The sequence below is a fragment of the Asticcacaulis sp. DW145 genome, assembly GCF_037101385.1.
GTDB classification, from domain to species: Bacteria; Pseudomonadota; Alphaproteobacteria; order Caulobacterales; family Caulobacteraceae; genus Asticcacaulis; species Asticcacaulis currens.
Map to the genome: position 1 here is coordinate 2,139,055 of NZ_AP029024.1, position 23,140 is coordinate 2,162,194.

A 23,140-nucleotide genomic window follows, 5' to 3' on the forward strand; every position below is an offset into this window, starting at 1 on the left:
GCAGGCCGTTTTCGTTTGTAGAGGTTGCGCCCTTTTCGCGGGGCGAAGTACCTGTTAGCCTTAGACCATGACGACGATTTACGATGTGTCCCGTCTGGCCGGGGTATCGGCCAAAACCGTTTCGCGGGTGCTCAATGAGCCTGACCGTGTGAGGGCTGAGACGCGGGCTCAGGTACAGGCGGCGATGAAAGCGTTGGACTACACTCCCAACGCGTCGGCGCGGCAATTGCGCCTGGGTGGCGCCAGTTCTCTTGGGCTTTTGCTAGAAGATCCGGTGTCCGGCTATCTCAGTAGATTTCACCATGCGCTTTTGACGGCATGTATGGAAGCTGGCAAACACATCAGTGTAGAACTGTTCGACATGCAGCCTGGGTGGGCAGAGCGTCTTGACCGCTTTCTGAACGAGGGTCGTGTACGCGACCTGATCCTTTTGCCGCCTTTATGCGACTTTGCGCCTCTGAAAGCCCATTTGCGAGAACGCGGCGCACGCGCTGTCCTGATTGCCCCTTCGGTGTTTGATCCGCACTTTCCGTCTGTCGTGATGGACGACCGGGCGGCGGCGCGTCAGGTGATTGAACATCTCTTCGCACTGGGGCACCGCCGCATAGGACATATCGGAGGCCATCCGGACCATTCGGCCGCTATTTTGCGCCGACAGGGTGTATTTGAGGCCTATGACGCAGCGGGCTTCGCGCGACCTGAACCTGAATTACTGGTCGCCGGAGATTTTCAGTTTCGCAAAGGGATCGAAGCGGCCGAAGCCCTCCTGTCGCTGCCTCAGCCGCCCACCGCTATATTTGCGGCTAATGATGAAACCGCGGCCGCCGTTAGCGTGGCCGCCCATAAGAGGGGAATGAGCATCCCGGGCGATCTGTCGGTTATTGGTTTCGACGACGCCCCTATTGCGGCCGCGGTTTGGCCTGCGCTCACCACCATTGCCCAGCCCTATCTCGAAATGTCTCGCCGGGTCGTCCAGGCGCTTGATAACTGGGAAGCCAATTTCACCAGCGGCGCCGCGGCAACCTATATGACTGCCCACAGCCTGATTGTGCGTGACTCTGCGGGCGATGCCCCATAGTTGCACCTAACAAGACGAAATAAGACGAGCCCCTGTTGCAATTGACTTTTTTGCACCGCAATATCAAGGTCAGAAAACAGCGGAGACTCAACAGTGCAGCGCTTCGATACACTCGACGGTCTGAGAGGGGTAGCTGCCCTTGCTGTGGTCCTAAGGCATGCGGGCGCTATTGGGGGGCCGGGTTACATACCCTTCAGTTATTTGGCTGTAGATCTTTTTTTCATGATGAGCGGCTTTGTAATTGCTCATGCTTATGAAGCAAAAATACTTCAAGGCATGTCATTTAAACAGTTTATGGGAAAGAGAATTCTGAGGTTAGCGCCACTGTTCTTTGTTGGCATGCTATTTGCCGTTTTCACTATATTAATTAGAAAATTTACAGGCATTGGGGATTATTATTGCTATTGGCAGGCGTCTCTCTTTCTAACGCTTTTACTAATACCGACGCCATTTTTCTGTGAGGGCGGCTACCACGCCATCTTTCCATTCAATGGCCCTGCGTGGTCTCTTTCGTTAGAGGTTGCGGGAAACGCTGCATACCATCTGGTAGCACAGATACTGACAAACGCCATACTAATCACAATTTCAGTCATTTCCGGAACAGTAATACTAATAATTGTTCTCAATTCAACAGGCCCCGATTCGCTGAATATTGGATATACGCTAGATACCTGGTGGGCTGGCGCAATTCGTTTTATTTTTTCCTTTACTGTGGGCATAATCATATTCCGATTTTACGATAAGTTTCCCAATTTTCGTAACACTATAATGATAAGCATGATCCCTTATGCACTTCCAGCTTTTTTAGCTTTCGTCCTTTTGAATCATTACTTCGCTAATGCGATATCTCAAATATACATTTTATCTGTTGTTTTTGTCATATTTCCCATTATGATTTTGTTTTCTGTAAAAATAAACACGCCAAAAAACCTTCAATATATTTTCAAAACTCTGGGAAACACCTCTTACGCTATATACATTATTCACCATCCCATTATAAAAATGACCGAACAACTTTCAAATTATATTGGATTTGATTTTCTGCGCTACAAACCACAGTTTTCATTATTATTAATAGCCGCACTGTTTGGACTCGCGCTATCGCTCGAGAAATTCTACGATCGCCCATTACGACGGTGGGTTACACTGCGTCATAAACAAAATTCAGCCATTTAAGCTTTGTTCGTGAAATGGAGAATGGCTTTCTATAATCTGGGGCCCTCGCCATTGCCCCAGCTTACGTCACTCTTTGGCCAATCACTTCCCAGATGGGGAGATATCACCTTAGATAACTAGCAACTGCGAAAAACCTGATGGGCGAAGTCTTGGAACCTCGGGTTCGCAGCATTGACACACTCGCTAAGCGCGCTCAATGCCCTTCAACCTGATCCTGACCGGCCTCCTCGATGGGTTCGAAGTCAAGCTCACATGCCTTAAGTGGGCACTGATCGCCGGGTGTTCTCAGGATGCGGTAAGCCACGACATCGTTGTCCTGCTTAAACGCCGCATCCTCGTTAGGGTATATCAGCTGGTGTAGAACAAAAAGCTCGCCTCACGGCGGGTTTTAATATTGATTGGGGCCAAGAAAGCACTCGAACTTTAGAAGCAGTTGTTTAATTTTAGAAATTTGAGCCATTTTGACTCAATCTCGTTACCCATGCGCTTTTTGTTGCAAGTGGGTTACGCTCCAGATTTTCGTCAGCCAGAGCGCGGTATCAAGGATAAATCTCGGCCCTTCGGGAACAATATCGGCCTCGTCAATCGAAAGCGACTATCCATGCTGGATCGTGTCTGGCCATGCGGGTCCGCGATGACAGTAGACGGATAAAAGGGATGTAATCCGTATACGGAGTAATAGAATGGGCCGATCTACAATCCTAAAATTTTCGCGTGGGTAGCCGAGATATGACAAGAGCCGCATATTCAAAAACACCTTTGGGCCTCTCGTTACCCAACGAGTGCGGAGAATGGAACGGCTAATCTCCGCATAAAGTGCGGAGATTATGGCTCGTATCAGGCAGGACCGCCGCCACGTTGTCTGCAATCGTCGCACCTTTTGGGCGCAAAAAGGCCAGGAGCCGTTTTTAAGTCTCACCTGAAACGCTGATCTGAAGGTGTTTCGCTCTCTGCCCTATGACATTTAGAATATCCGCGAGGATATTCGATTGAATGCCTTCCTTTGCAAAATCTTCGGCAAGTGCCTCCGCACGCTCGAAGACCACCTTGCTCAAACTCAGGAGTTTCTTGTCGAGGTTCCGTTTAGCCGAGGCAGTGTCAGGGACAAGCTGATGCCAGTGACGTAAGAACACGTCCTTTGCCTCATATTTCCCGCCAATTTTCATCGCCATTTTCGGGGCGAGGTCCGGATACACAGCGGTGCTGAGAAGGTCATAGGCTGGCGCGAGTTCAGGCTTGTTTGATTTGTATAGGAACGAGAAATTTTTTCCATGCGCGTCAGCATTTCCAATCAGGAAGTTAAATATCACGCGGTCCTGGAGCGCCAGTATATCTGACGCAGGCTTTGCCGAAAATTGTGAGAGCAAATCGAAGCATTGAGCGAGCGTTGGCCCGCCTTCGCGCTCATACTTTACATCGGGTAGAATGCCTAAGGCCTGGCAAAAATCTTCCTGATGAACGCGCACAATTCTGCCATCACGCTTGATCCTGTCGTACCTTTCAACAAGGTAACATGGCGTTTCACCGACATAAATGATCTGGGCATTCGGTGCGTCTATACCGACCCGCTGCGCCAGCCGCATGCAAAAAAGTTCGTTTTGTACGCTGTCCGGAATATCGTCGATCAACGGCTTCAGGATATGGGTTGTCGGTGCCCCCCCTCTTACCAGAGCGATTTTGCCATCGACCAGACCGACAGCCATTTTGTCCTGAGCCCCGGCAAGAGACAGGCGCAAGCCGTCTTCGCCTGCCAGCAATGGCCGACGCCGCAGTTGGTCCAGAAAGTCTTTGAGCTTCTGACTGTCTAAAACCTCGACATTGCCCTCATCGGTCAGATCGACGGGCCCTCCGGGAACCTGTAAAGACAGGGCACCCGCGCATTCGCCACCGATGGCTTCCAGCAAGGCAAACGGGTTCTTTTCGGAAACGCCTAGAAAGCGTGCAAGACGATGTTTGATGATGTCATCGGGGAGCAGCCCGGAAAAAAACGCACGAACGACATCACCTTCAAATGGTTGAGCTTGAAGGGGTAATGATAGCGATATCGCCCGCGGCTTCGCCTGAAGGTAGGCCTCATCATATTGAAAGGCCAGTCCACCCCGGTCATTCTGGATAAGGTTTCCTGTAAGGTGACCGTGCAAATAGACGTTAAGCGTTTGGCTCATGCTTAACCCCAACCCGTTCCGTCACTGTTACCGCGTCCGGCGCCAAGACCTCTAACATCGCCGTTTTGACTAAGACCATGAAGCTCAAGGGTAAGGCCCAGCATTGATAACACGGTCAGGGCTTTACCGACATGGCAGGACTCCTTACCTTGCTCGAGTTCACGCAGATAGCGCACCCCAACGCCCGACGTGGCAGCAAGCTGCTCTTGTGTGAGCCCTTGGCTCTTACGCGCTCGGCGAACGCTATGACCTATGTCCTCGGCCCTACTTATATGCGCCATCATCAACCCTTTCGGGACGATTGTAGCATTACATCGTGTAAAAACAACAGATCATCCCGTTCGGGACTATTTCGGTGTACAAAGACGGATTTGAAGGGAAAACATCCCGATAGGGTCGCTAGATAAAGGGAAGCAAGAGATCTTTGGTAAAACGAGCGGCTTTAGCTCTAGTAGACCGTAAGGTCAAAGGCGTCGTCGAAATGATGCTGGATACCCCTCAGCGTTAAAACACCCCCTTTGACCGCCGAACGCCTGTTCCGATGGCATGCCGCCCTGTTTCCGACAGGTCGAAGCGGCAGGACAAAGATCGTTGTCGGGGCATGGCGTGACGGCGCATCTGGCCCGATGCGGGTGGTTTCCGGCCCTGCAGGCCGCGGGCGGATTCACTTCGAAGCCCCGGATGCACAGCGGCTTGATGAGGAGATAAAAACCTTCCTGAAAGGGTTCGAAGGTGGCGCGAACCTTGGCCCGGTCTTTCGGGCCGCTATTGCGCACCTGAGGTTCATAACTAGTCTCTTCGTCGGCAACGATCTCTCCTCCAGAAGGAAAAATCTAATCATCGACAGCAACACCTGAGATCACCGCTCAACTGGGCGGGATAATCTCGGAACGGTGGGCGACATCATCTCGTAATGATGGGCGGCATCATATCGGAACAGAGGGCGCGATCATTTCGGGATCGGCAACCAGTTGGCCTATCCTATTAACGGACATGATTTCAGCGAAGCGACCTATGCCCGAAAACGGACACGATACAAAATGCCGCATCATGTTGTGCAGCGGCACGCTACGGGATGTCTTCCCTGTGACAAACGGATCCCAGGTTGGCGGATGGCGAGAAGACACGGACGTAGCCTTGACCTTTCCGCTGAAGTGATATACATAGTATATCACCAAGGCGCCGCATTGTCGCAGGGGAAGCAAGCACCCCAGCTAAGGTGAAAATGTAAACTGAATGGAGTTCGACATGGCGAGCGCTGCCGAGAAACCCACAGGTTCCTTTCTCGTTCGATTAAGGAAGCAAGACACTCCGACAGGTGTCACGCCTACAACGATCGAGCTCCTTTCGGAACAGACTGGATTAACAAAAACAGAGATTGTCCATCTCGCCCTGAGACAATTTGCGGATCGATATTTGCCCCGGTACGAACTTGATGACGGGCCTCTAACAGAAGCTCAACTGGAAGCTATTCGGGCCGCAAGTCCTGCTTCACAGATTCCGGAGGAGCAGTTCACTGAGAGACTGTTTTAGGCTATGGCCAAATACTTCGATCCGCTACCGGCGCCAGGCGACATCGTCTGGTGTCTGTTTCCTGAAACCGTGGGGCAACCCGGCCCCAAGCCTCGTCCGGCCTTGGTGCTTGCTGTGGCGCCCGGCCTAAAGGCAATTACTGTCGCTTACGGCACAAGTCGCAAGACGGACTGCATCTATCCGACAGAATTCCTAATCGATTCAACCGATCCAAATTTTGTCCTGACCGGACTGAGCGTTCCCACAAAATTCGACATGGGCAACCAGGTCAAAATACCCTTCAACGCGGATTGGGTAGCGAAGGCGCCTAGTTCGCTGCCTAACATTCCTTTACCAAAACTCGGCGTACTGCCCGCGAGTTTAGTGAAGTTGGCCAAGGAAGCCGCGGGTAGGCGAAGATAACGCCTTGGTACCAACGACAAAGACGCCCCGTTGGAGGCGTCTCGCCGCCCGACGCTGTCATTCAGGAAACGCAGGAACACCTCAACACGAGACATTTGCGCCAGCGCGCTGGTCTGTGCCAAAAGGTGCAACTGCCGAACCCGAACTGACGCGAAATCACTTCGACAGCGGTCTAATCCTCTCGTTCAGTACTTTAATGTGCGCATCCAACATGATCTTGTTCGGATCGTGGGCCAATCCACATGCCGACGCTAGAATGGCCAGTTCTTAAAACTTCCGGTCTTTCTCGATCCCGATGAACTTACGGCCGGTATTCACGGCAGGCTGAGCGCCATCCCCCGAACGATCATCAAGCTTCCCGACATGGTGTCCAAAACCGTGCCGGACCGGTGTAGCAAAATCGTTCCGAAGACATGGTCGTTTGGTGTGGCAGGGTAGTGTAGCAGTCCGGGGACTATGATCTATATGATTCTAAAAGATTTTTGGACGCTTCAGGACGATGGTGGTGTAGCAGCTTGGTGTTGCCGTAGTTGCTCGCGCTCGAGGGATTTATTCGCAAATCCTTGGATTTAAACGCAAAAAACCCGCCTCGCGGCGGGTTTTGAAGCTGATTGGTGCCCAAGAGAGGACTCGAACCTCCACGACCGTTAAGCCACTGGTACCTGAAACCAGCGCGTCTACCAATTCCGCCACCTGGGCACATTTAATCAGGTTGCGTTCCGATCTTGCGAGCGGAGGCCGGTGAAATACAGAGAAGCTCGAAGCAGGTCAATGGTCTTTTTAAAAGTTTTTTACATTTCCACAGATGACTGCGTGGAAAATGGCAGAGCCAAGGGCCGTCAGGGATTGCGACGCACAAGCCCATGCGCTAATTGGGGTTTATAAAGGGGTGCCGCCCCACAGGCACCCGCGCATCCGAGGTTTCAACATGTCTAATCTATCCTCGAGACTGGTCACCGTATTCGGCGGTTCAGGCTTTGTTGGTAAGCAGGTCGTCCGGGCGCTGGCGCAAAAGGGGTGGCGTGTGCGCGTCGCCGTTCGCAAGCCAACCTATGCCTATGATCTCAAGCCGTTGGGGACCGTCGGACAGATTCAGATCGTGCGTTGCGATGTTCGCAAAGAGGCCGAGGTTCAGGCGGCGCTCACTGGCGCGTCAGCGGTGGTCAACCTTGTGGGTATTTTATATCAAAAGCCCGGCGCCTCTTTCGATGCGGTCCACCGTGCGGCCTCCAAGGCGATCGCCGAGGGTGCCGCCAAGCTCGGCATCAAGGACTTCGTGCAGATGTCGGCGCTTGGTGCCGATCCCAAATCCTCGTCGAAATACGCCTCAACAAAAGGCAAGGCCGAAGAGGCTGTGCGCGCAGCTATTCCCTCGGCCGTAATCGTGCGCCCGTCAGTGATCTTCGGGCCGCAGGATGGATTCTTTACGGGACTGGCCGAGCAGATCAAAGCCTTTCCGTTTATGCCTTCGATTGGCGGCGGCAAGACGAAGTTCCAGCCGGTCTATGTTGGGGACGTGGCGCGCGCTACTGGTGATACGCTGGGCAACCCGGCCTTTGCGGGTAAGACCTTTGAGATTGTAGGGCCGCAGACATTCACCTTCAATGAGCTCGTCCAGTATGTGGGAGAAGAGATCCAGTCCCCGCGCGCCCTGATCTGGATGCCATTTGCCGCTGCAAGCCTCATTGGCGTGGTGGGCGATATCAGCTCACTCCTTATCAAGCCGCTCCTGACCTCCGATCAGGTACTTCTGCTGCAGAAGGACAATGTCGCGTCGGGCAAGCTGCCGGGCCTGCGTGAGCTGGGTATTCTGCCGACGGCGGTGGAGTCGGTGGTGCCATCCTATCTCTGGCGCTTTCGCAAAAACGGACAGTTTGCTGAATATGCGGGCTGAGCCAGACAAAGATTACAAAAAAGCCCTCCAGATGTCTGGAGGGCTTTTTTGTATCTGCATTCTCGAACGATAAATTTCCATGTCAGCCGCTACAAATGGGTCAGGGCCGTGACTCGACGGGAGCGACCTTATCCAGCCATTCAACGGCCTTAACGAGCGTGTCGAAGGTCATGATCTGTCCGTTCGTGTAGGCCTCGTCAAACACCCTGGCCCGCACCTCGAAGAGGACTTCGTTCGTAATCACGGCCACCTTATTACAGATGTCCATGCCCGCTGTCTCTCTATGCCACCACTCTAACAGACGCTCGACTTCCGCGTAATCGTAAAGACCGGTTGCGCGCCTGTAATCAAAGATGCGCCGAAAGGTCCAGGCATTTCGGTGAGCCTTGTACTCCTCAATGATCCGATCGGTCAGCGCAACGCTGTCGATCTGACCCAGCACCTTAAAGGTCAGGAGTTTGCACTCGGCATCTACCACAACATCAAGCACCGCGTGTCCTCATCTGTTTTATAGGCCGTCCGTCGGTTTCGATGTACCGACGGCGACAATTTGCGACAGAATGGACACAAAAACGTCGTTCGCAGCAAGTGTAATTTTCAGCACGCGCGCGACGCGCCAAAAACGTCTCTGGCTCAGAGAGCGGAAAAACAAAGGGTAAAACCCAACCCGTCCACCAATGGAGAGAGCCTGGGCAATGCCGGGCTAACACGCGGTTGGGTTTTGCGAGCGCCTTAGTGCCCCAGAGACAAAAGGATAAGGCCGATACCGCCAACAAGAATGCGCCAGATAGCGAAAACGCCATAGCCGTTTCTGGCTACGAAATTCAGCACTGAGCGCACGACTATGAGCGCTGTGATGAAGGCCGCGATAAAGCCCACAGCGACAAGTCCCATATCATTGAAATTCATCTGACTATGGGTCTTATAGACATCATAGGTGAAAGCGCCGAGCATGGTCGGCATGGCGAGGAAGAAGGAAAATTCCGCTGCCGCCTTCTTTTCGACCTTACACAGCATGGCCCCGATCAGGGTCGATCCAGAGCGCGACATGCCTGGGATCATCGCCAGACACTGAAAGACGCCGATGATGAGTGACGTCTTGAAATCGAGGCGAAACGGATCGGTCTTATTGGGGGTGGGCGCGTACTTATCGACCAGCCAGAGGATGATACCGCCGACGATCAGGCTGATGCAAATCAGGCGCGGGCTTTCGAAAAGGACACTTTTGATAAAGTCGTGAGCCAGCACCCCGATGACCAGGGCCGGAAAGAAGGCGACCAGGATAGAGATGGCAAAGCCTCGCGATTGTGGCGAGGTCGGCAGGGTGATGACGACATTCCAAAGCTTGTTGAAATAAAGGCTGAGAAGCGCCAGCACGGCACCCAGCTGGATCAGCACCTCAAAGGTATTGCTGGGTGAGCTGAAGCCCAGAAAATGCGACAGAAGAAGAAGGTGGCCGGTCGAGGAAACCGGAATATATTCCGTCAGGCCTTCGACAAAGCCCAGAAACAAAGCAATTAAATAATCCATTGAAATAGTCCGGGGAAAAAGAGAGCGCGATTTTATATGCACCGCACCATGCGCTGCGAGAGTTTAGAGGTCAAGCGCGTGCCCCCTTTCGGGCGAGCGATCGGCCAGGAAATTCCTAAGGTCAGAGATTTGCGGCTAAAGGATGTTCGCCTATGTAGCGCAGCCTCACCCTGGGCGACAAACCGGTTTCTGTCTGTTCGATTGCGTGAGCGAGCCAACCCGCTGAGCGGCCCAGCCCCATCAGGGTAAAAGGGGCGTCCTTTGGCAGGTCGAGGTGGCGCCCGATAAGGGCCAGAGCCAGAGTAAAGCCCAGTGGCCGCCCCGTCAGCTCCTCGCCCACGGCACGGATGGTTTTGAGGTCTTCGCCAATATGAGGGGCGGCGGCCATCAGGGCCTCGGCTCGCAGCGCGTCGCAGGGTGATTGCTCCGTTTCGAAGCCGGGCAGCTCTACGCCCTGACGCAGGAAGGTTTCCGCCACGAGACGCGGATTACCCTGACGCCTGACCTGAGTGACATAGGCTTCCGCGCGTGACACCCGCCCGCCCATGGCCGGCCCCGTGAGGGTGGAAAAGCCGGCGAGAACGGGTGAGGATAAGGGCCCTTGCGACACCGCCGCGGCGCGCGCGGACAAGGTGGCGGCATCAAGCCCGTTATCAGCCGACAAAACGAGAGCCCGTCGGATCAGATCGACGTCGCGCTGATCATTCACCTTCCAGGCACGCGCCAGCCGCTGGTGGAAATAAAGGCGTGGGCCTCCATTTGTTACCGCATCAATGAGTTCATTGAGGATGCCTGCCGCCTCAAGGCGTAGATTTCGGTCGGGGCTAAGCTCAGAGAGGGCGTCTTCGTCCAGTCGCCGCGACAACATTCCCCAGACGCGGGCACGCGGTCCGCCGGTGAAATTGACATCCGGTCGCGGTTTAAGGGGGCCGAAGGGGTTTGAGGAGTCGTCCTTCCACAACAGGGCGGCGACCGCCTCAAAATTTTCGGTCTCGCTAAGCTCCAGGCTGTCACGCGTGCGGTAAAAGGGACGATTGTCTATCGAAATGAAGATATCGGAGTCGATCGTCGCCTCACCGCGGACGGCCGACTTACCACTTAATGTCGGCAAGACAGGTGGGGCGTCCTCCGCGGGGCGAGGCGTGCGTTGAGTGAGACGCTCGATATCATCGAGGGCATAAAGTGAACGCCTCGGATTATTCGGATCGGTTCGCGCGGCAATGCGTTGACGACTGACGTACGCATAGAGGGTCTGCGGCTTGACATCCAGTCGCTGTAAGGCTTCGGCGCGGCTGATCCATTGGCGCGACATGGGTAAAACCCTCACATGCGGGGCTGACAATCAAGATTGATTGCACCCAAATTTAAACGCTCAGTCTGTTAAAATCCAGCTATGTTTAATAGGGGCTTAAAGTTTTTGTAGCGACGTGAATTCAGGCGTATAGAAATGCCGTTTTCCGCAGTTTTTCAGGCTACCTGTTATGGCCTTGCCCTTTACGCGCAACTTTAACCCGTTCAGCTTCAGCGGGCTGACACCCCAGGAAATGATCCTGCGCGTGTCGGCCTTGTCGGTGTTTGTGGCTCTGACGCTGATCGGCCTGAAGACACTCGCCCTTGTGGCGTCAGGTTCGGTGGCGGTTCTGGCGTCGCTGACCGACTCAGGGCTTGATCTTCTGGCTTCTCTGATCACATTTTTTGCCGTACGGTTTGCGCGCACACCGCCCGATAAGGAGCACCCTTTCGGGCACGGCAAGGCGGAGGCGTTTTCAGCGCTGTTTCAGGCTGCCCTTGTGTTTTCGTCGGCGGCTCTGATCCTGCGCGATGCCTGGGATCATCTGCGCGCGCCGGAACCAGTCAGCGGGGGCCTGTTGTCCGTGGCGGTGATGATCGTCTCCCTCCTTCTGACAGGACTTCTGATCGCGGCGCAAAATGCCGCTTTAAAGGCCTCACAGTCTGTGGCCGTGTCGGCTGATCGCGCGCACTATCTGACCGACATTGCCGGCAACAGTATAGCACTTGTGGGCGTCGGCGCCGGAGCGCTCGGTGTACCGCATATTGACGCTATTGCCGGCGGCGCTATTGCCCTATGGCTGCTATGGGGAGCGCTGCATGTTCTGAAAGATGCCGCCGACAGCCTGATGGATCGTGCGCTTACAGACGAGGCGCAGGCGCGCATTCACGATCTCGCCTCTGATGATCCTGAAGTTCTGAACATTCATCGTCTGCGCACCCGCATTTCGGGTCCACACGTGCTTATCCAGATGCACATGGCTTTGCGACCTGACCTGACCCTTGTCAGGGCCCATGAAATAATCGTAAGCGCTGAGAAACGCATATTGTCGGCGTATCCGAATGCCGACATCCTGATTCACCCCGACCCGGACGGCGCGTCGGAGCCGCATGGCGGTATCTTTGCCGAAGCGCACGACCGGGTGCATCAGATCTGACATGACCCCACCACTGCGCACGCTTTATCATTTCGCCTTTGACCCCCATTCGAGGCTGGTCCGCCTGAGTTTGGGCGAAAAGAGACTGGCCTTTGAAGAGGCCCCGGTTAAGTACTGGGAGCCGACGGATGAGTTTCTGCGTCTCAATGTATCAGGCCTTTTGCCGGTGCTGGTGGAAACCTTTGACCATGGACGCACGGTCACGCTTTGTGAAAACCGCGCCATCCTCGAACATCTTGATGAGACGGCCTCGGAGGTGCGGCTTTGGCCGACAGATCCGCAGGAGCGCGCTGAGGCCCGGCGTTTAGTCGGCTGGTTCGAGCGTAAGTTCGACTACGAGGTCAACGCCCTGTTGCTGCATGAAAAGATGGAAAAGCGCCTGATGGGAATGGGCGCGCCTAATCTGTCGGCGCTGCGTGCAGGGCGCGATGCGTTGCGCGATCATCTGCTTTATTTCGAGAGCCTGCTTGAGGCCCGAAACTGGTTGTCGGGCCGGCACATGTCCTATGCTGATTTCGCTCTGGCTTCGCATCTCAGTGTCATTGACTATGTCGATGAAATGAACTGGGACCGCTATAAGCATCTTAAGACCTGGTACATGGTCATAAAATCGCGTCCGGCCTTTCGTCCTTTACTGGCCGACACGCTCCCGGGCGTTGCCCCTTCTGCACACTACCGGGATCTTGATTTCTGATGGAGACGTCGCCCGACACCCCCCTCAAACCAGAGGATGAGGGACAGAGGGAGGTGTCCGCGCTGCATCAAAAACCTCCCTCGCCCGCCACCTTGAGGCCTACCCTTTCTGTCGGGTCGGCAGACCTCAAAACCTTCATCACAAAAAAGGCTCTTGGCTTAGGATTTTCGACAATAGGCTTTACCCATCTGCCGCAGAGCTGGGACGCCGCGCAACGCCTGAAAGCCTTCATCTCGGCTGGCTATCATGGCGAAATGAAGTGGATGGAAGAGACGCTGGAACGGCGTCTTCACCCACAGAATATGTGGAACGGGGCGAAAAGCGCCATTGTACTTGGCTTTAACTACGGGCCAGACAGCGATCCCCTGCTGGGGCTTTCCGAGCGTGACCTCGCCAATATCAGCGTCTATGCCCGCGGCGACGACTATCACGACGTCATCAAGAAAAAGCTTAAGCAGCTCGCCACTGAAATCGTTACCGCTTACGGCTGCGAAGTGAAGGTGTTTGTCGATACGGCGCCTCTGATGGAAAAGCCGCTTGCGCAACTGGCGGGCCTAGGGTGGCAAGGCAAGCATACAAACCTTGTCTCTCGCGAGTTCGGCTCCTGGCTCTTTCTCGGTAGCATTCTGACCGACATGGAGATCCCTCAAAGCTCGACTGAGCGCGATCATTGCGGCACATGCCGGGCCTGCCTTGACGCCTGCCCAACGGATGCGTTCGTTGGACCTTATCAGCTTGATGCGCGCGAGTGTTTGTCCTATCTGACGATTGAGTTTCGCGGTCACTGGCCCGACCGCTTCCGCGCCGCCATGGGCAACCGCATCTATGGCTGCGACGACTGTCTGGCCGCCTGTCCGTGGAACAAGTTCGCCGTTGAGGCCTCCGAGGCCAAGCTGAGAGCGCGCGAGGGCTTCAATGCCCTGTCCCTTATAGAGCTCGCGCAGCTCGATGATGCGGCCTTTCGCAGTCTCTTCAGCAAATCCCCCATCAAACGTATCGGATTGGCGAGCTTCCTGCGTAATGTCCATTATGCTCTGGGCAACAGCTTTGATGACCTCGTTGATGACGCCAAGGTTCAGGTGCTGACACGAAACCTCACCCACGAGAGCCCGGTCGTTCGAGGGTCTGCCGTTTGGGCTTTGTCGCGCGGTCTGAGCGCACAGGACTTCCGCTCTTTGCGCGCGCAGCACCTGGCGCAGGAGGATGACCCGGACGTCTGGAGTGAATGGAGCCGGCATGTCACCTGATGTTTCGCGGCCAAGGTTTTCACTGATTGTCTTATCCTACCAGAGCGGAGCCTATCTGGAGCGTTGCATCCAGGCGCTTCTCGATCAGAATACGGATGATTTTGAAATTCTTTTGGCCGACAACGGATCAACCGACGGTGCGCCACAGGCGCTGACAGCGAAATTTCCTCAGATTCGCTTTATAGACAATGGCGGAAATCTGGGCTTCGCGGCGGGCAATAATGCCGCTGTTCGCCATGCGAGTGGAGACTGGCTGGGCTTCATAAACCCGGATGTATTTGTACACGCCCACTGGCTTTACGAAATAGAGCGCGCCATAGCCAGTTATCCGGACACACACATTTTTACATCGCTGCAACTCGACCCACAGGATCCGCGCGTGCTGGACGGGGCCGGAGATGGCATGAGCTTTTTTGGCTTTCCCTTTCGCATGGGGTATCGGGCCTCTCGCCCTGAGCACATTCCGGTAAGTGAGGTGTTTTCGCCGTGTGGCGCGGCCTTTGTTATCAAACGCTCCCTATTTGAGGCGCTCGGCGGATTTTATGAGCGCTTTTTCATATACTGCGAAGATGCTGATCTCGGCTACCGCGCACGGCTGAGGCGGGAGCGGACCTTGCTGATCCCGAACGCGCGCGTTGACCATATCGGTTCTGCCACGCTTGGGGCACGCTCTGATTTTGCCCTGTTCTACGGCTATCGCAACCGGCTTTGGATGTTCCTGAAGAACACCCCCTCCCCCCTGCTGTGGCTGATGCTCTTACCCCACCTCTTGTTTAGCTTGTCAGGGGCGCTGAAGGATGTATTGAAAGGACGCGGCCCGGTCGTCGGTCGCGCCCTGAGGGAAGCCTTGTCAGGCTTGGGCGCGGTGATGCGGGACCGCCGCCAATTACAAAGTACCCGTCTATTGCGTTCAACCGATTTGTTATCTCAATTTACCTGGGACCTGCGCCTGATCCTTCGGCGCGGCCTCGACCTACGGAGCCCGAAATGAGCCTTTCCGACGCTTTCACCGCCCTCAAAACCCAGGCTGCTATTGATGCCAAAACCCCGATTGTGGCGCACTTCGAATACGAAGCCGATCGGTTGGGTCACCAGTCGCTCTCGGTCGCCGGGCTCTATGTGGATGTTTCAAAGCAATCCTGGTCAGACGCCGGGTTTAAGGCGGCCCTGAAGCTGTTTGAAGCCGCCGATCTTAATGCGGCGCGGGAGCGAATGTGGACGGGCCAGGCGATCAACGTCTCGGAAAATCGCGCCGTCCTGCACGTGGCGCTGCGCGATTCTGACGCAGAAAATGCCCGCTTGCGAGGCGCTGAGATCACTTCTGACGTCAAGACGGCGCGCGATGCCATGAAAGCCTATGCCGACGGCATTCGCGCCGGTCAGATTGTGGGCGCGACCGGTAAGCCGTTCAAGACCATTCTGCACATTGGCATCGGGGGTTCAGACCTCGGCCCACGCCTCGTCTGGCAGGCCCTGACACCCCTGAAGCCTCAGATCGATATCCGGTTTGTGGCGAATGTCGATGGTTCGGAACTGGCACTGAACACCGCCGATCTTGATCCGGCCGAAACGCTGGTGATTGCCGTGTCGAAGACCTTCACGACACAGGAGACACTGGCCAACTTCCTTGCTGCGCGTGAGTGGCTGATCAAGAGCTTAGGCGAAGCGGCGGCCTCAAAACACCTTGCCGCCGTCTCTGCGGCCCCGGCTAAGACATCGGCCTATGGCATCCCCGAAGACCGCGTCTTCGGCTTTAAGGACTGGGTGGGCGGTCGCTATTCCCTGTGGTCGGCGGTGTCGCTGTCGGTCATCATAGCTGCCGGTTATGACGTATACGAACGGTTGCTGGCCGGCGCCTATGACATGGACCAACACTTCCTCACAGCGCCCTTCGAAAAGAACGCTCCGCTGCTACTGGCCGCCGCTCAGGTGTTCAACCGGATTGGCCTTGATCGTCCCTCGCGCGCCGTTATTCCGTATGCGCATCGTCTGCGCCGACTGGCCGCCTTCCTGCAACAGCTGGAGATGGAATCAAACGGCAAGCGCACCGACGGCTATGGCAAACTGCTGCCGACCAAAACCTGCCCGGTTGTGTTTGGCGACGAAGGCACCAATGCCCAGCACGCCTTCTTCCAGATGCTGCACCAGTCCGAAGACATCGTGCCGCTGGAACTGATCGCGGTGAAGTCGAACCCCGAAGCGCCGCTCGACATGCAACAGAAACTTTTGTCGAACGTAATCGCTCAGGGTGAGGCCTTTATGGTCGGCAAGAGCCTCGAAACCGCCGAGGCCGAATGCCGGGCAGCCGGGTTCGACGCCGAAAAGACGGCCATCATCGCCCCTCAAAAGGTCTGCCCCGGCAACAAGCCCTCTACCCTCGTCCTGCTCGACGCCCTGACGCCGGAAACGCTCGGTGCCCTCTTGGCACTCTATGAGCACAAGACCTTCGCCGAGGGGATCGTCATGGGCCTCAACAGCTTCGACCAGTGGGGCGTGGAACTGGGCAAGACGCTGGCCAATGCGGTACTGGAAGACATCACCGGCAGCGCCATCAAGGCGCACGACCCGTCTACCTCGGCGGCGATTTCGAAAGTGAAATAAGACGCAGGGGCACAGCCCCTGCACCAGTTAGTGGGAGTCAAAAAAGCCGCCTCTGCAAAGGGGCGGCTTTTCTTTTGCTCTCAGATAACCCGCTGTGAGGCGGCGAGTAGGCTTAGCGGACGAGCACCGGCGCGCAGCGTACCAGAGTACGTGAGCACCGGCGCGCAGACCGATGAGGCTTCGCAGCCCCTCACAGGTAGGGTTATCACGCCACCGCGGCCGCCGTCTTCGCCTGAATGGCCAGTATCTCGTTCGGCATGACCTGAACGAAGGCCTTCAGCGCATTGTCCCAGTCGTCGAGGATGGTCTCGGCGCGCGGGGACTGCGTCTTTTCAAAGTGCTCGGCAATCAGGGCCTTAAGATCGGCCTGATCGCTTTCGGGGACCTCACGCAGGGTGATGCCTTCCGGGTTGATGTATTTGGCGAACGCCCCTTCGGTGTCCCAGACATAGGCGACGCCGCCGGTCATGCCCGCGCCGAAATTGGCGCCGGTTGAGCCAAGGATAACCACCTTGCCGCCGGTCATATACTCACAGGCATGGGCCCCGGCCCCTTCGACCACGGTCACCGCACCGGAGTTACGCACGGCGAAGCGTTCGCCGACGCGGCCTGCCACGAACAGCTTGCCCGACGTGGCCCCATAGAGGTTGGTGTTGCCGGCCAGCATCTGGTTCGGCTGCCACTGCTTCGGACGCACGACGATGGTCGCGCCCGACAGGCCCTTGCCTACATAGTCATTGGACTCACCGACGAGGTCGATGAACAGCCCCTTGACGGCAAAGGCCCCCAGCGACTGACCCGCCGAACCGCGCAGTTGCAGCGTCAGGTGTCCGTCGGCCAGCGTGTCGCCGAAGTTCTTGACGAGCAGGTGCGAGGTGCGCGTACCCACCGCGCGCATGGTATTGCGCACGTCATAGGTCAGCGACATCTTCTCGCCGCGTTCGACCAGCGGCACGGCGTCCTTGACGATCTGAGCGTCCAGCGTGTCGGCCACCGCATTGATCTCATGCGGCAGGGTGACCGGCGCGGTCGGATCACTTTCGACGCGCACCAGCAGCGGGTTGAGGTCGAGGTCATCGAGGTGCGCCCCACCGCGCGATACCTGACGCAACAGATCGGTGCGGCCGACGGCCTCATCGAGAGAACGCAGACCCAGCGAGGCCAGGATTTCGCGCACTTCTTCGGCGATGAAGCTGAAGAGGTTGATGACCTTTTCCGGCGTGCCGGTGAACTTAGCCCGCAGACGCTCGTCCTGCACGCAGACACCGACCGGGCAGGTGTTCGACTGACACTGACGCACCATCAGACAGCCAATGGCCACCAGAGACGCCGTGCCGATGCCGAACTCTTCGGCCCCCAGCATAGCGGCGACCACGATGTCGCGCCCCGTGCGCATCCCGCCGTCAGAGCGCAGACGCACCTGACCGCGCAGATTGTTCATGGTCAGGACCTGATGCGCTTCGCTGAGGCCCAGTTCGAACGGCAGGCCGGCGAACTTGATCGAGGTGAGCGGCGATGCGCCCGTTCCCCCGACCTGACCCGACACGAGGATGGCATCGGCCTTGGCCTTGGCCACGCCCGCAGCCACCGTACCGATCCCCGACTGGGACACAAGCTTCACCGTGACGCGGCAGTTCGGATTGATCTGCTTGATGTCGTAGATGAGCTGCGCCAGGTCTTCGATCGAATAGATGTCGTGGTGCGGAGGCGGCGAAATCAGGCCCACGCCCGGCGTCGAATGGCGCATGCGAGCGATGAATTCCGTGACCTTGAAGCCCGGAAGCTGACCGCCCTCACCGGGCTTGGCCCCTTGTGCCACCTTAATCTCGACTTCACGGCACTGGTTGAGGTATTCGGCCGTGACGCCGAACCGGCCCGACGCGATCTGCTTGATAGCCGAGTTGGGGTTATCACCATTCGGGCGACGGACATAGCGTTCGGGGTCTTCCCCCCCTTCGCCTGAAACCGACCGGGCGCCAATGCGGTTCATCGCGATGTTGAGCGTCTCGTGCGCTTCGGGGCTGAGGGCGCCGAGCGACATGCCGGGCGTCACGAAGCGCTTACGGATTTCGTTGACCGATTCGACTTCCTCGATATCGATGGGCTTTGACTTCGGCGCCCAGTCGAGAAGGTCACGCGGCGCGGTGGGTGCGTCCTTCGACATCTTGGCGACCAGACCCGAATAGGTCTTAAAGACCTTATAGTCCCCGCGCGTCGTCGCATCCTGAAGAAGATGGATCAGCTTCGGCTGATAATAGTGGGTCTCACCCGCCGCGCGCATCTTGTAGAAGCCGCCAATGGGGATGAGGGCGCGCTTGGACGCCCAGGCTTCGGCGTGCAGCGCGTGAAGCTTGGTTTCGATACCGGCCAGACCAATACCGGAGATGCGCGAGGTCACGCCGGGGAAGAACTCACCGACGAGCGCCCGCGACAGGCCCAGCGCTTCGAACTCATAGCCGCCGCGATAGGAGGAGATGACCGAGATGCCCTTCTTGGCGAGGATCTTCATCAGACCCGCCTCGATGGACTTCTTGTAGTTCATGAAGCACTTGTACGAGCTCTGGCTGCCATAGCGGCCTTTATCCAGACGCTCCTGCATCAGTTCGAGTGCCAGATAAGGATTGATGGCGGTTGCGCCTACGCCCACGAGTACCGCAAAGGCATGGCTATCCATGGCCTCAGCTGAGCGTACGATGATGGAGACGAAAGAGCGCAGACCTTCCTGCACCAGACGGGCATGGACGCCCGCGGCAGCGAGGATCATCGGCACGCCCATGCGCTCAGGACCCGACTTCTGATCGGTCAGGACGATCATGGCCGCCCCGTTCTTTACGGCAGCCACAGCCTCATCGCGCAAAGTGTCGAGTACAGCACGCAGGCCCGCCCCCGGCGCCGCACCTTCGGCGGGCAGCGGGAAGGAGCAATCAAGCTCGGCCACCTGCCCCACATTGCTCGTGGCCAGAAGCCGCTCATACATCCCCGTCGTCATGAAGGGGGAGTCCATCACGAGCACATTAGCCTGGGTTGCGTCTTCGGCCAGAATGTTGCCGAGGTTTTTGAAGCGCGTCTTGAGCGACATGCCGGCTTCTTCGCGCAACGGATCGATCGGCGGGTTGGTCACCTGCGCGAAGTTCTGACGGAAATAGTGCGACAGGGGCCGCCACTTTTCTGACAGCACGGCCAGAGGCGTATCGTCGCCCATCGAGCCGATGGCTTCCTTACCGTCCTTCACCATCGCATCGAGCACGGTGTCGAGGTCTTCGAGCGTGTGACCGGCGGCGATCTGACGCCGGTCCAGTTCCTCACCGAAATAGGCGCGCGGCTCCGGCCCCGGTTCGATGATCGAATCGACATCGACCATGTTTTCCAGCCACTTGGTGTAGTCGTGCTTGGAGGCGAGAGCGTCGAGGATTTCGTCCTCGCTGAAAAGCTTACCGGCTTCGAGGTCCACGGCGATCATGCGGCCCGGTGCGATGGTCATGCGGTGGGCCACACGGTCTTCGGCGACGCCCGTCATGCCTGCTTCCGAGCCAACGATCAGCAGACCATCCTGCGTCTGGGTGACGCGTAAGGGGCGCAGGCCGTTGCGGTCTTTCCCCGCGATGACCCAACGGCCATCGGTGGCGCAAACCGCAGCCGGGCCGTCCCACGGCTCCATCACGGCGTTGCAGTAGGCATAAAGTGCGCGGTGCGATTCCGGCATGGTCACGGCCTGCTTCGACCAGGCTTCGGGGATCAGAAGCGCCTTGGCCATCGGGGCCGAGCGCCCGGCGCGCACCAGAAGCTCGAACACGTTATCAAGGGCCGCAGAGTCAGATCCGCGCGGCTGGATCACCGGCTTTACGTCGCGGTCATTGTCACCAAAGGTCGCCGCCGCCATGCGGATTTCATGCGACTTCATCCAGTTGACGTTACCGCGCAGGGTATTGATTTCGCCGTTGTGCGCCAGCATACGGAAGGGCTGAGCCAGACGCCATTCCGGGAAAGTGTTGGTCGAGAAGCGCTGATGGAAGACCGCGACAGATGAGACAAAGCGCGGGTCCTTCAGGTCGAGATAAAAATCATCGACGAGCTCGGCGCGGAACATACCCTTATAGATGAGCGTCTTCGACGAGAAGGAGCACAGGTAGCAGTCGAGATTGGCCTCCTCGACCCGCTTTTCGATACGACGGCGGCAGAGGAACATGGCACGTTCCAGCGCCTCTTCCTCAAGGCCGTCGGGCGCCGCCAGCATGATCTGCTCAATTTCCGGGCGCGTGGAATTGGCGCGCGTGCCCAGTTGCGAGACATCGACCGGCGCCTGACGCCAGCCATAGAGGTAGAAGCCTGAGCGCAGGATTTCGGATTCAACGATCGTACGCGCGGCTTCCTGTGCGCCGAGGTCATTGCGCGGCAGGAAGACCTGGCCAACAAGGACAGGACCCGGGCGAGGTTCGTGGCCAATATTGCGCACCTGCTCGCGGAAAAAGTCCTGCGGCACATTGATCATGATGCCCGCGCCGTCGCCCGACTTGCCGTCGGCATCGACCGCGCCGCGGTGGAAGAGGGCCTTTAGCGCCTTTACCGCCAGTTCTACAACGTCACGGCGCGGCTGGCCATCAATGGAACAGACCACGCCGACGCCACAGGCGTCGAATTCCGTGCGCGGATCATAGGCGTCGGCCTCGATCAGGGCGTTACGGTTGCGGTGATAGAGTTCGTAAGACGAGGAGCCGGAAGAGATCATTGAGCGGCCTCCAGAGAAGCGGATACGTTTGACTGAATATAGTGGTGGATGTCGGCGGCGGCGTCCTGTCCTTCGCGGACGGCCCACACGACCAGAGACGCCCCGCGCACGATGTCGCCGGCGGCAAAGACGCCCGGCACAAAGGTCTGGAACTCACCGGCCTGCACCTTGATCGTGCCCCACTTGGTGACTTCAAGGCCCGGCTGGTTGAACAGGACCGGGATGTTTTCCGGCTCAAAGCCCAGTGCCTCAATGACGATGTCGGCTGGCAGGTCGTTTTCGGCACCGGGGATGTCCTCAATGCCCTGTCTTCCTTGCGCGTCCGGCGTCGTCAGGCGCATACGCTGAATGCGCAGGCCCGACACGTGCTCTGCATCGCCCAGCACGGCCTTGGGGGCCGACAGCCATTCAAACTTGACGCCCTCTTCCTCCGCATTGGCCACTTCGCGGTCAGAGCCCGGCATATTGGCGCGGTCACGGCGGTAGACGCAGGTCACGGCCTTCGCGCCCTGACGGGTCGCGGTGCGCACACAGTCCATGGCGGTGTCGCCGCCGCCGATGACCACGACGGTCTTACCTTCGGCGTTCAGCGTGCCGTTGTCATAGGCCTCAACCGCATCCCCAAAGCCCTTGCGGTTGGAGGCGGTCAGGTAATCGAGCGCCGCCACGACGCCCTTTGAGCCGCAGCCCGGCACGCTCAGCCGGCGCACCTTATAGACGCCGGTGGCGATCAGAATGGCGTCGTGCTTCTGACGCAGCTCCTCAAACGACACATCATTGCCGATATCGCAGTTGAGTACGAATTCGACACCGGAATCGGCCAGACGCTGGGTACGGCGCAGAACGACGTCCTTTTCCAGCTTGAACGACGGAATGCCGTAGGTCAGAAGCCCACCGGGGCGATCGTAGCGATCATAAATCGTGACCTTGTAACCGAGCGTGCGCAGACGATCGGCTGCAGCGATACCGGCTGGCCCCGCCCCGATGATGCCGACGCTTTCACCTCGTTCAAGTGCGGGTACGATGGGCTCGATCCAGCCCTCTTCGAAGGCCATGTCGTTGACGTAGCGTTCGACCGCGCCGATGGTGACGTTTTCCCAGCCTGACTGCTCCAGTACGCACGAACCTTCACACAGACGATCCTGCGGGCAGATGCGACCGCAGATTTCCGGCAGGGTCGAGGTCGCCGAGGACAGGCGGAAGGCCTCCTCAAAGCGCCCTTCGGCGGTCATGCGCAGCCAGTCGGGGATATTATTCTGCAGCGGGCAGCCCGACTGACAGAAGGGCACACCGCACTGCGCGCAGCGCGAGGCCTGCGCATTGGCCTGCTCCGGTTTGAAATCGGAGTAGATTTCATTGAAATTTGTGATGCGGGTCTTTGCTTCGGCCTTAGGCGGCGTCTTCTTGTATTCAACGACGAAGCGGTTCGTCTCGTAGGTCATAGGCCCAACCTCACAACTCGGTGCAAAACCTTCCGTTTCCGGAAGGAAAATTTAGCTTGTTACAGCACGCTAAAACGCCCTAAAGCGCAAAAGCCCACTGAGTTAAAGCGGAAAATGATGTTTTCCGGCGTTTCCCGCCAAAATCGCGACCAAAAACCGAGGTCGTGGGATTTTTGCCGGGGTAGTTACAAATCGTACTATTTCA

17 protein-coding genes and 1 tRNA gene are annotated in these 23,140 nt (G+C 57.2%); 10 read left to right on the forward strand and 8 right to left on the reverse strand.

All coding sequences use genetic code 11. From position 1 onward, the window contains the following. Window positions 1-67 precede the first annotated feature (67 nt). The gene (locus tag AACH73_RS09860) at window positions 68-1,078 is read left to right on the forward strand and encodes a LacI family DNA-binding transcriptional regulator (protein ID WP_338734765.1); all 1,011 of its coding nucleotides are present in this window, start codon (window positions 68-70) and stop codon (window positions 1,076-1,078) included. Between the two features lie 93 nt (window positions 1,079-1,171). Further along, the gene (locus AACH73_RS09865; protein WP_338734766.1) at window positions 1,172-2,254 is read left to right on the forward strand and encodes an acyltransferase; all 1,083 of its coding nucleotides are present in this window, start codon (window positions 1,172-1,174) and stop codon (window positions 2,252-2,254) included. 908 nt (window positions 2,255-3,162) lie between these two features. Here AACH73_RS09865 and AACH73_RS09870 read toward each other — a convergent pair. Then, a complete protein-coding gene (locus AACH73_RS09870) occupies window positions 3,163-4,419 on the reverse strand; it encodes a type II toxin-antitoxin system HipA family toxin (RefSeq protein ID WP_338734767.1) in 1,257 nt (418 codons plus the stop codon). A gap of 2 nt (window positions 4,420-4,421) precedes the next feature. Then, window positions 4,422-4,703, reverse strand: a complete 282-nt coding sequence (locus tag AACH73_RS09875) for a helix-turn-helix domain-containing protein (protein ID WP_338734768.1) — start codon at window positions 4,701-4,703, stop codon at window positions 4,422-4,424. Window positions 4,704-4,937: 234 nt separating this feature from the next. Here AACH73_RS09875 and AACH73_RS09880 point away from each other — a divergent pair, with 234 nt between their 5' ends. Both AACH73_RS09880 and AACH73_RS09885 read left to right on the forward strand, forming a co-directional pair. After that, a complete protein-coding gene (locus AACH73_RS09880; RefSeq protein ID WP_338734769.1) occupies window positions 4,938-5,276 on the forward strand; it encodes a hypothetical protein in 339 nt (112 codons plus the stop codon). A 679-nt stretch (window positions 5,277-5,955) separates the two neighbouring features. After that, complete coding sequence (locus tag AACH73_RS09885; protein ID WP_338734770.1) at window positions 5,956-6,354, forward strand: type II toxin-antitoxin system PemK/MazF family toxin; 399 nt, start codon at window positions 5,956-5,958, stop codon at window positions 6,352-6,354. A 612-nt stretch (window positions 6,355-6,966) separates the two neighbouring features. On the opposite strand, the gene AACH73_RS09890 is transcribed toward AACH73_RS09885, so the two are convergent. Continuing rightward, a tRNA-Leu gene (locus AACH73_RS09890) sits at window positions 6,967-7,053 on the reverse strand. A 229-nt stretch (window positions 7,054-7,282) separates the two neighbouring features. Between AACH73_RS09890 and AACH73_RS09895 the strand changes: the two genes are divergently transcribed. Continuing rightward, window positions 7,283-8,248 (forward strand): complex I NDUFA9 subunit family protein, encoded by a 966-nt coding sequence (locus tag AACH73_RS09895; RefSeq protein ID WP_338734771.1) that lies wholly within the window; start codon window positions 7,283-7,285, stop codon window positions 8,246-8,248. A 100-nt stretch (window positions 8,249-8,348) separates the two neighbouring features. On the opposite strand, the gene AACH73_RS09900 is transcribed toward AACH73_RS09895, so the two are convergent. From AACH73_RS09900 to AACH73_RS09910, 3 genes are all read right to left on the reverse strand, one after another. Next, a complete protein-coding gene (locus tag AACH73_RS09900; RefSeq protein WP_338734772.1) occupies window positions 8,349-8,738 on the reverse strand; it encodes a hypothetical protein in 390 nt (129 codons plus the stop codon). A gap of 242 nt (window positions 8,739-8,980) precedes the next feature. Further along, window positions 8,981-9,778: an undecaprenyl-diphosphate phosphatase gene (locus tag AACH73_RS09905; protein ID WP_272739438.1), complete on the reverse strand. Its 798-nt coding sequence runs from the start codon at window positions 9,776-9,778 to the stop codon at window positions 8,981-8,983. Between the two features lie 121 nt (window positions 9,779-9,899). Continuing rightward, window positions 9,900-11,090, reverse strand: a complete 1,191-nt coding sequence (locus tag AACH73_RS09910) for a citrate/2-methylcitrate synthase (RefSeq protein WP_338734773.1) — start codon at window positions 11,088-11,090, stop codon at window positions 9,900-9,902. 169 nt (window positions 11,091-11,259) lie between these two features. On the opposite strand from AACH73_RS09910, the gene AACH73_RS09915 reads away from it, so the two are divergent. The 5 genes from AACH73_RS09915 to pgi all read left to right on the forward strand — a co-directional run bounded on the left by AACH73_RS09915 (window position 11,260) and on the right by pgi (window position 16,767). Further along, window positions 11,260-12,225: a cation diffusion facilitator family transporter gene (locus AACH73_RS09915; protein WP_338734774.1), complete on the forward strand. Its 966-nt coding sequence runs from the start codon at window positions 11,260-11,262 to the stop codon at window positions 12,223-12,225. A gap of 1 nt (window position 12,226) precedes the next feature. After that, window positions 12,227-12,919, forward strand: coding sequence for a glutathione S-transferase family protein (locus AACH73_RS09920; RefSeq protein ID WP_338734775.1), 693 nt, complete (start codon window positions 12,227-12,229; stop codon window positions 12,917-12,919). Between the two features lie 137 nt (window positions 12,920-13,056). Then, the gene (gene queG / locus AACH73_RS09925; RefSeq protein WP_338735729.1) at window positions 13,057-14,166 is read left to right on the forward strand and encodes a tRNA epoxyqueuosine(34) reductase QueG; all 1,110 of its coding nucleotides are present in this window, start codon (window positions 13,057-13,059) and stop codon (window positions 14,164-14,166) included. Beyond that, window positions 14,156-15,157: a glycosyltransferase family 2 protein gene (locus tag AACH73_RS09930; protein ID WP_338734776.1), complete on the forward strand. Its 1,002-nt coding sequence runs from the start codon at window positions 14,156-14,158 to the stop codon at window positions 15,155-15,157. The genes queG and AACH73_RS09930 overlap by 11 nt, the downstream gene beginning before the upstream one ends. Next, entirely contained in the window at window positions 15,154-16,767 is a 1,614-nt protein-coding gene (gene pgi / locus AACH73_RS09935; RefSeq protein ID WP_338734777.1) for a glucose-6-phosphate isomerase, read from the forward strand. Before AACH73_RS09930 ends, pgi begins: the two co-directional genes overlap by 4 nt. A 205-nt stretch (window positions 16,768-16,972) precedes the next feature. Here pgi and gltB read toward each other — a convergent pair whose 3' ends face one another. Next, a complete protein-coding gene (gltB, locus tag AACH73_RS09940; protein ID WP_338734778.1) occupies window positions 16,973-21,493 on the reverse strand; it encodes a glutamate synthase large subunit in 4,521 nt (1,506 codons plus the stop codon). Then, window positions 21,490-22,935: an NAD(P)-dependent oxidoreductase gene (locus AACH73_RS09945; RefSeq protein ID WP_272739446.1), complete on the reverse strand. Its 1,446-nt coding sequence runs from the start codon at window positions 22,933-22,935 to the stop codon at window positions 21,490-21,492. The genes gltB and AACH73_RS09945 overlap by 4 nt, the downstream gene beginning before the upstream one ends. Window positions 22,936-23,140: the final 205 nt, after the last annotated feature.

Bases quoted from the DNA above. Each gene is read 5' to 3' on its own strand.
- AACH73_RS09860 (WP_338734765.1), top strand. From the start codon at position 68: ATGACGACGATTTACGATGTGTCCCGTCTGGCCGGGGTATCGGCCAAA.
- AACH73_RS09870 (WP_338734767.1), bottom strand. From the start codon at position 4,419: ATGAGCCAAACGCTTAACGTCTATTTGCACGGTCACCTTACAGGAAAC.
- AACH73_RS09875 (WP_338734768.1), bottom strand. From the start codon at position 4,703: ATGATGGCGCATATAAGTAGGGCCGAGGACATAGGTCATAGCGTTCGC.
- AACH73_RS09885 (WP_338734770.1), top strand. From the start codon at position 5,956: ATGGCCAAATACTTCGATCCGCTACCGGCGCCAGGCGACATCGTCTGG.
- AACH73_RS09895 (WP_338734771.1), top strand. From the start codon at position 7,283: ATGTCTAATCTATCCTCGAGACTGGTCACCGTATTCGGCGGTTCAGGC.
- AACH73_RS09905 (WP_272739438.1), bottom strand. From the start codon at position 9,778: ATGGATTATTTAATTGCTTTGTTTCTGGGCTTTGTCGAAGGCCTGACG.
- AACH73_RS09910 (WP_338734773.1), bottom strand. From the start codon at position 11,090: ATGTCGCGCCAATGGATCAGCCGCGCCGAAGCCTTACAGCGACTGGAT.
- AACH73_RS09915 (WP_338734774.1), top strand. From the start codon at position 11,260: ATGGCCTTGCCCTTTACGCGCAACTTTAACCCGTTCAGCTTCAGCGGG.
- AACH73_RS09920 (WP_338734775.1), top strand. From the start codon at position 12,227: ATGACCCCACCACTGCGCACGCTTTATCATTTCGCCTTTGACCCCCAT.
- AACH73_RS09930 (WP_338734776.1), top strand. From the start codon at position 14,156: ATGTCACCTGATGTTTCGCGGCCAAGGTTTTCACTGATTGTCTTATCC.
- pgi (WP_338734777.1), top strand. From the start codon at position 15,154: ATGAGCCTTTCCGACGCTTTCACCGCCCTCAAAACCCAGGCTGCTATT.
- gltB (WP_338734778.1), bottom strand. From the start codon at position 21,493: ATGATCTCTTCCGGCTCCTCGTCTTACGAACTCTATCACCGCAACCGT.
- AACH73_RS09945 (WP_272739446.1), bottom strand. From the start codon at position 22,935: ATGACCTACGAGACGAACCGCTTCGTCGTTGAATACAAGAAGACGCCG.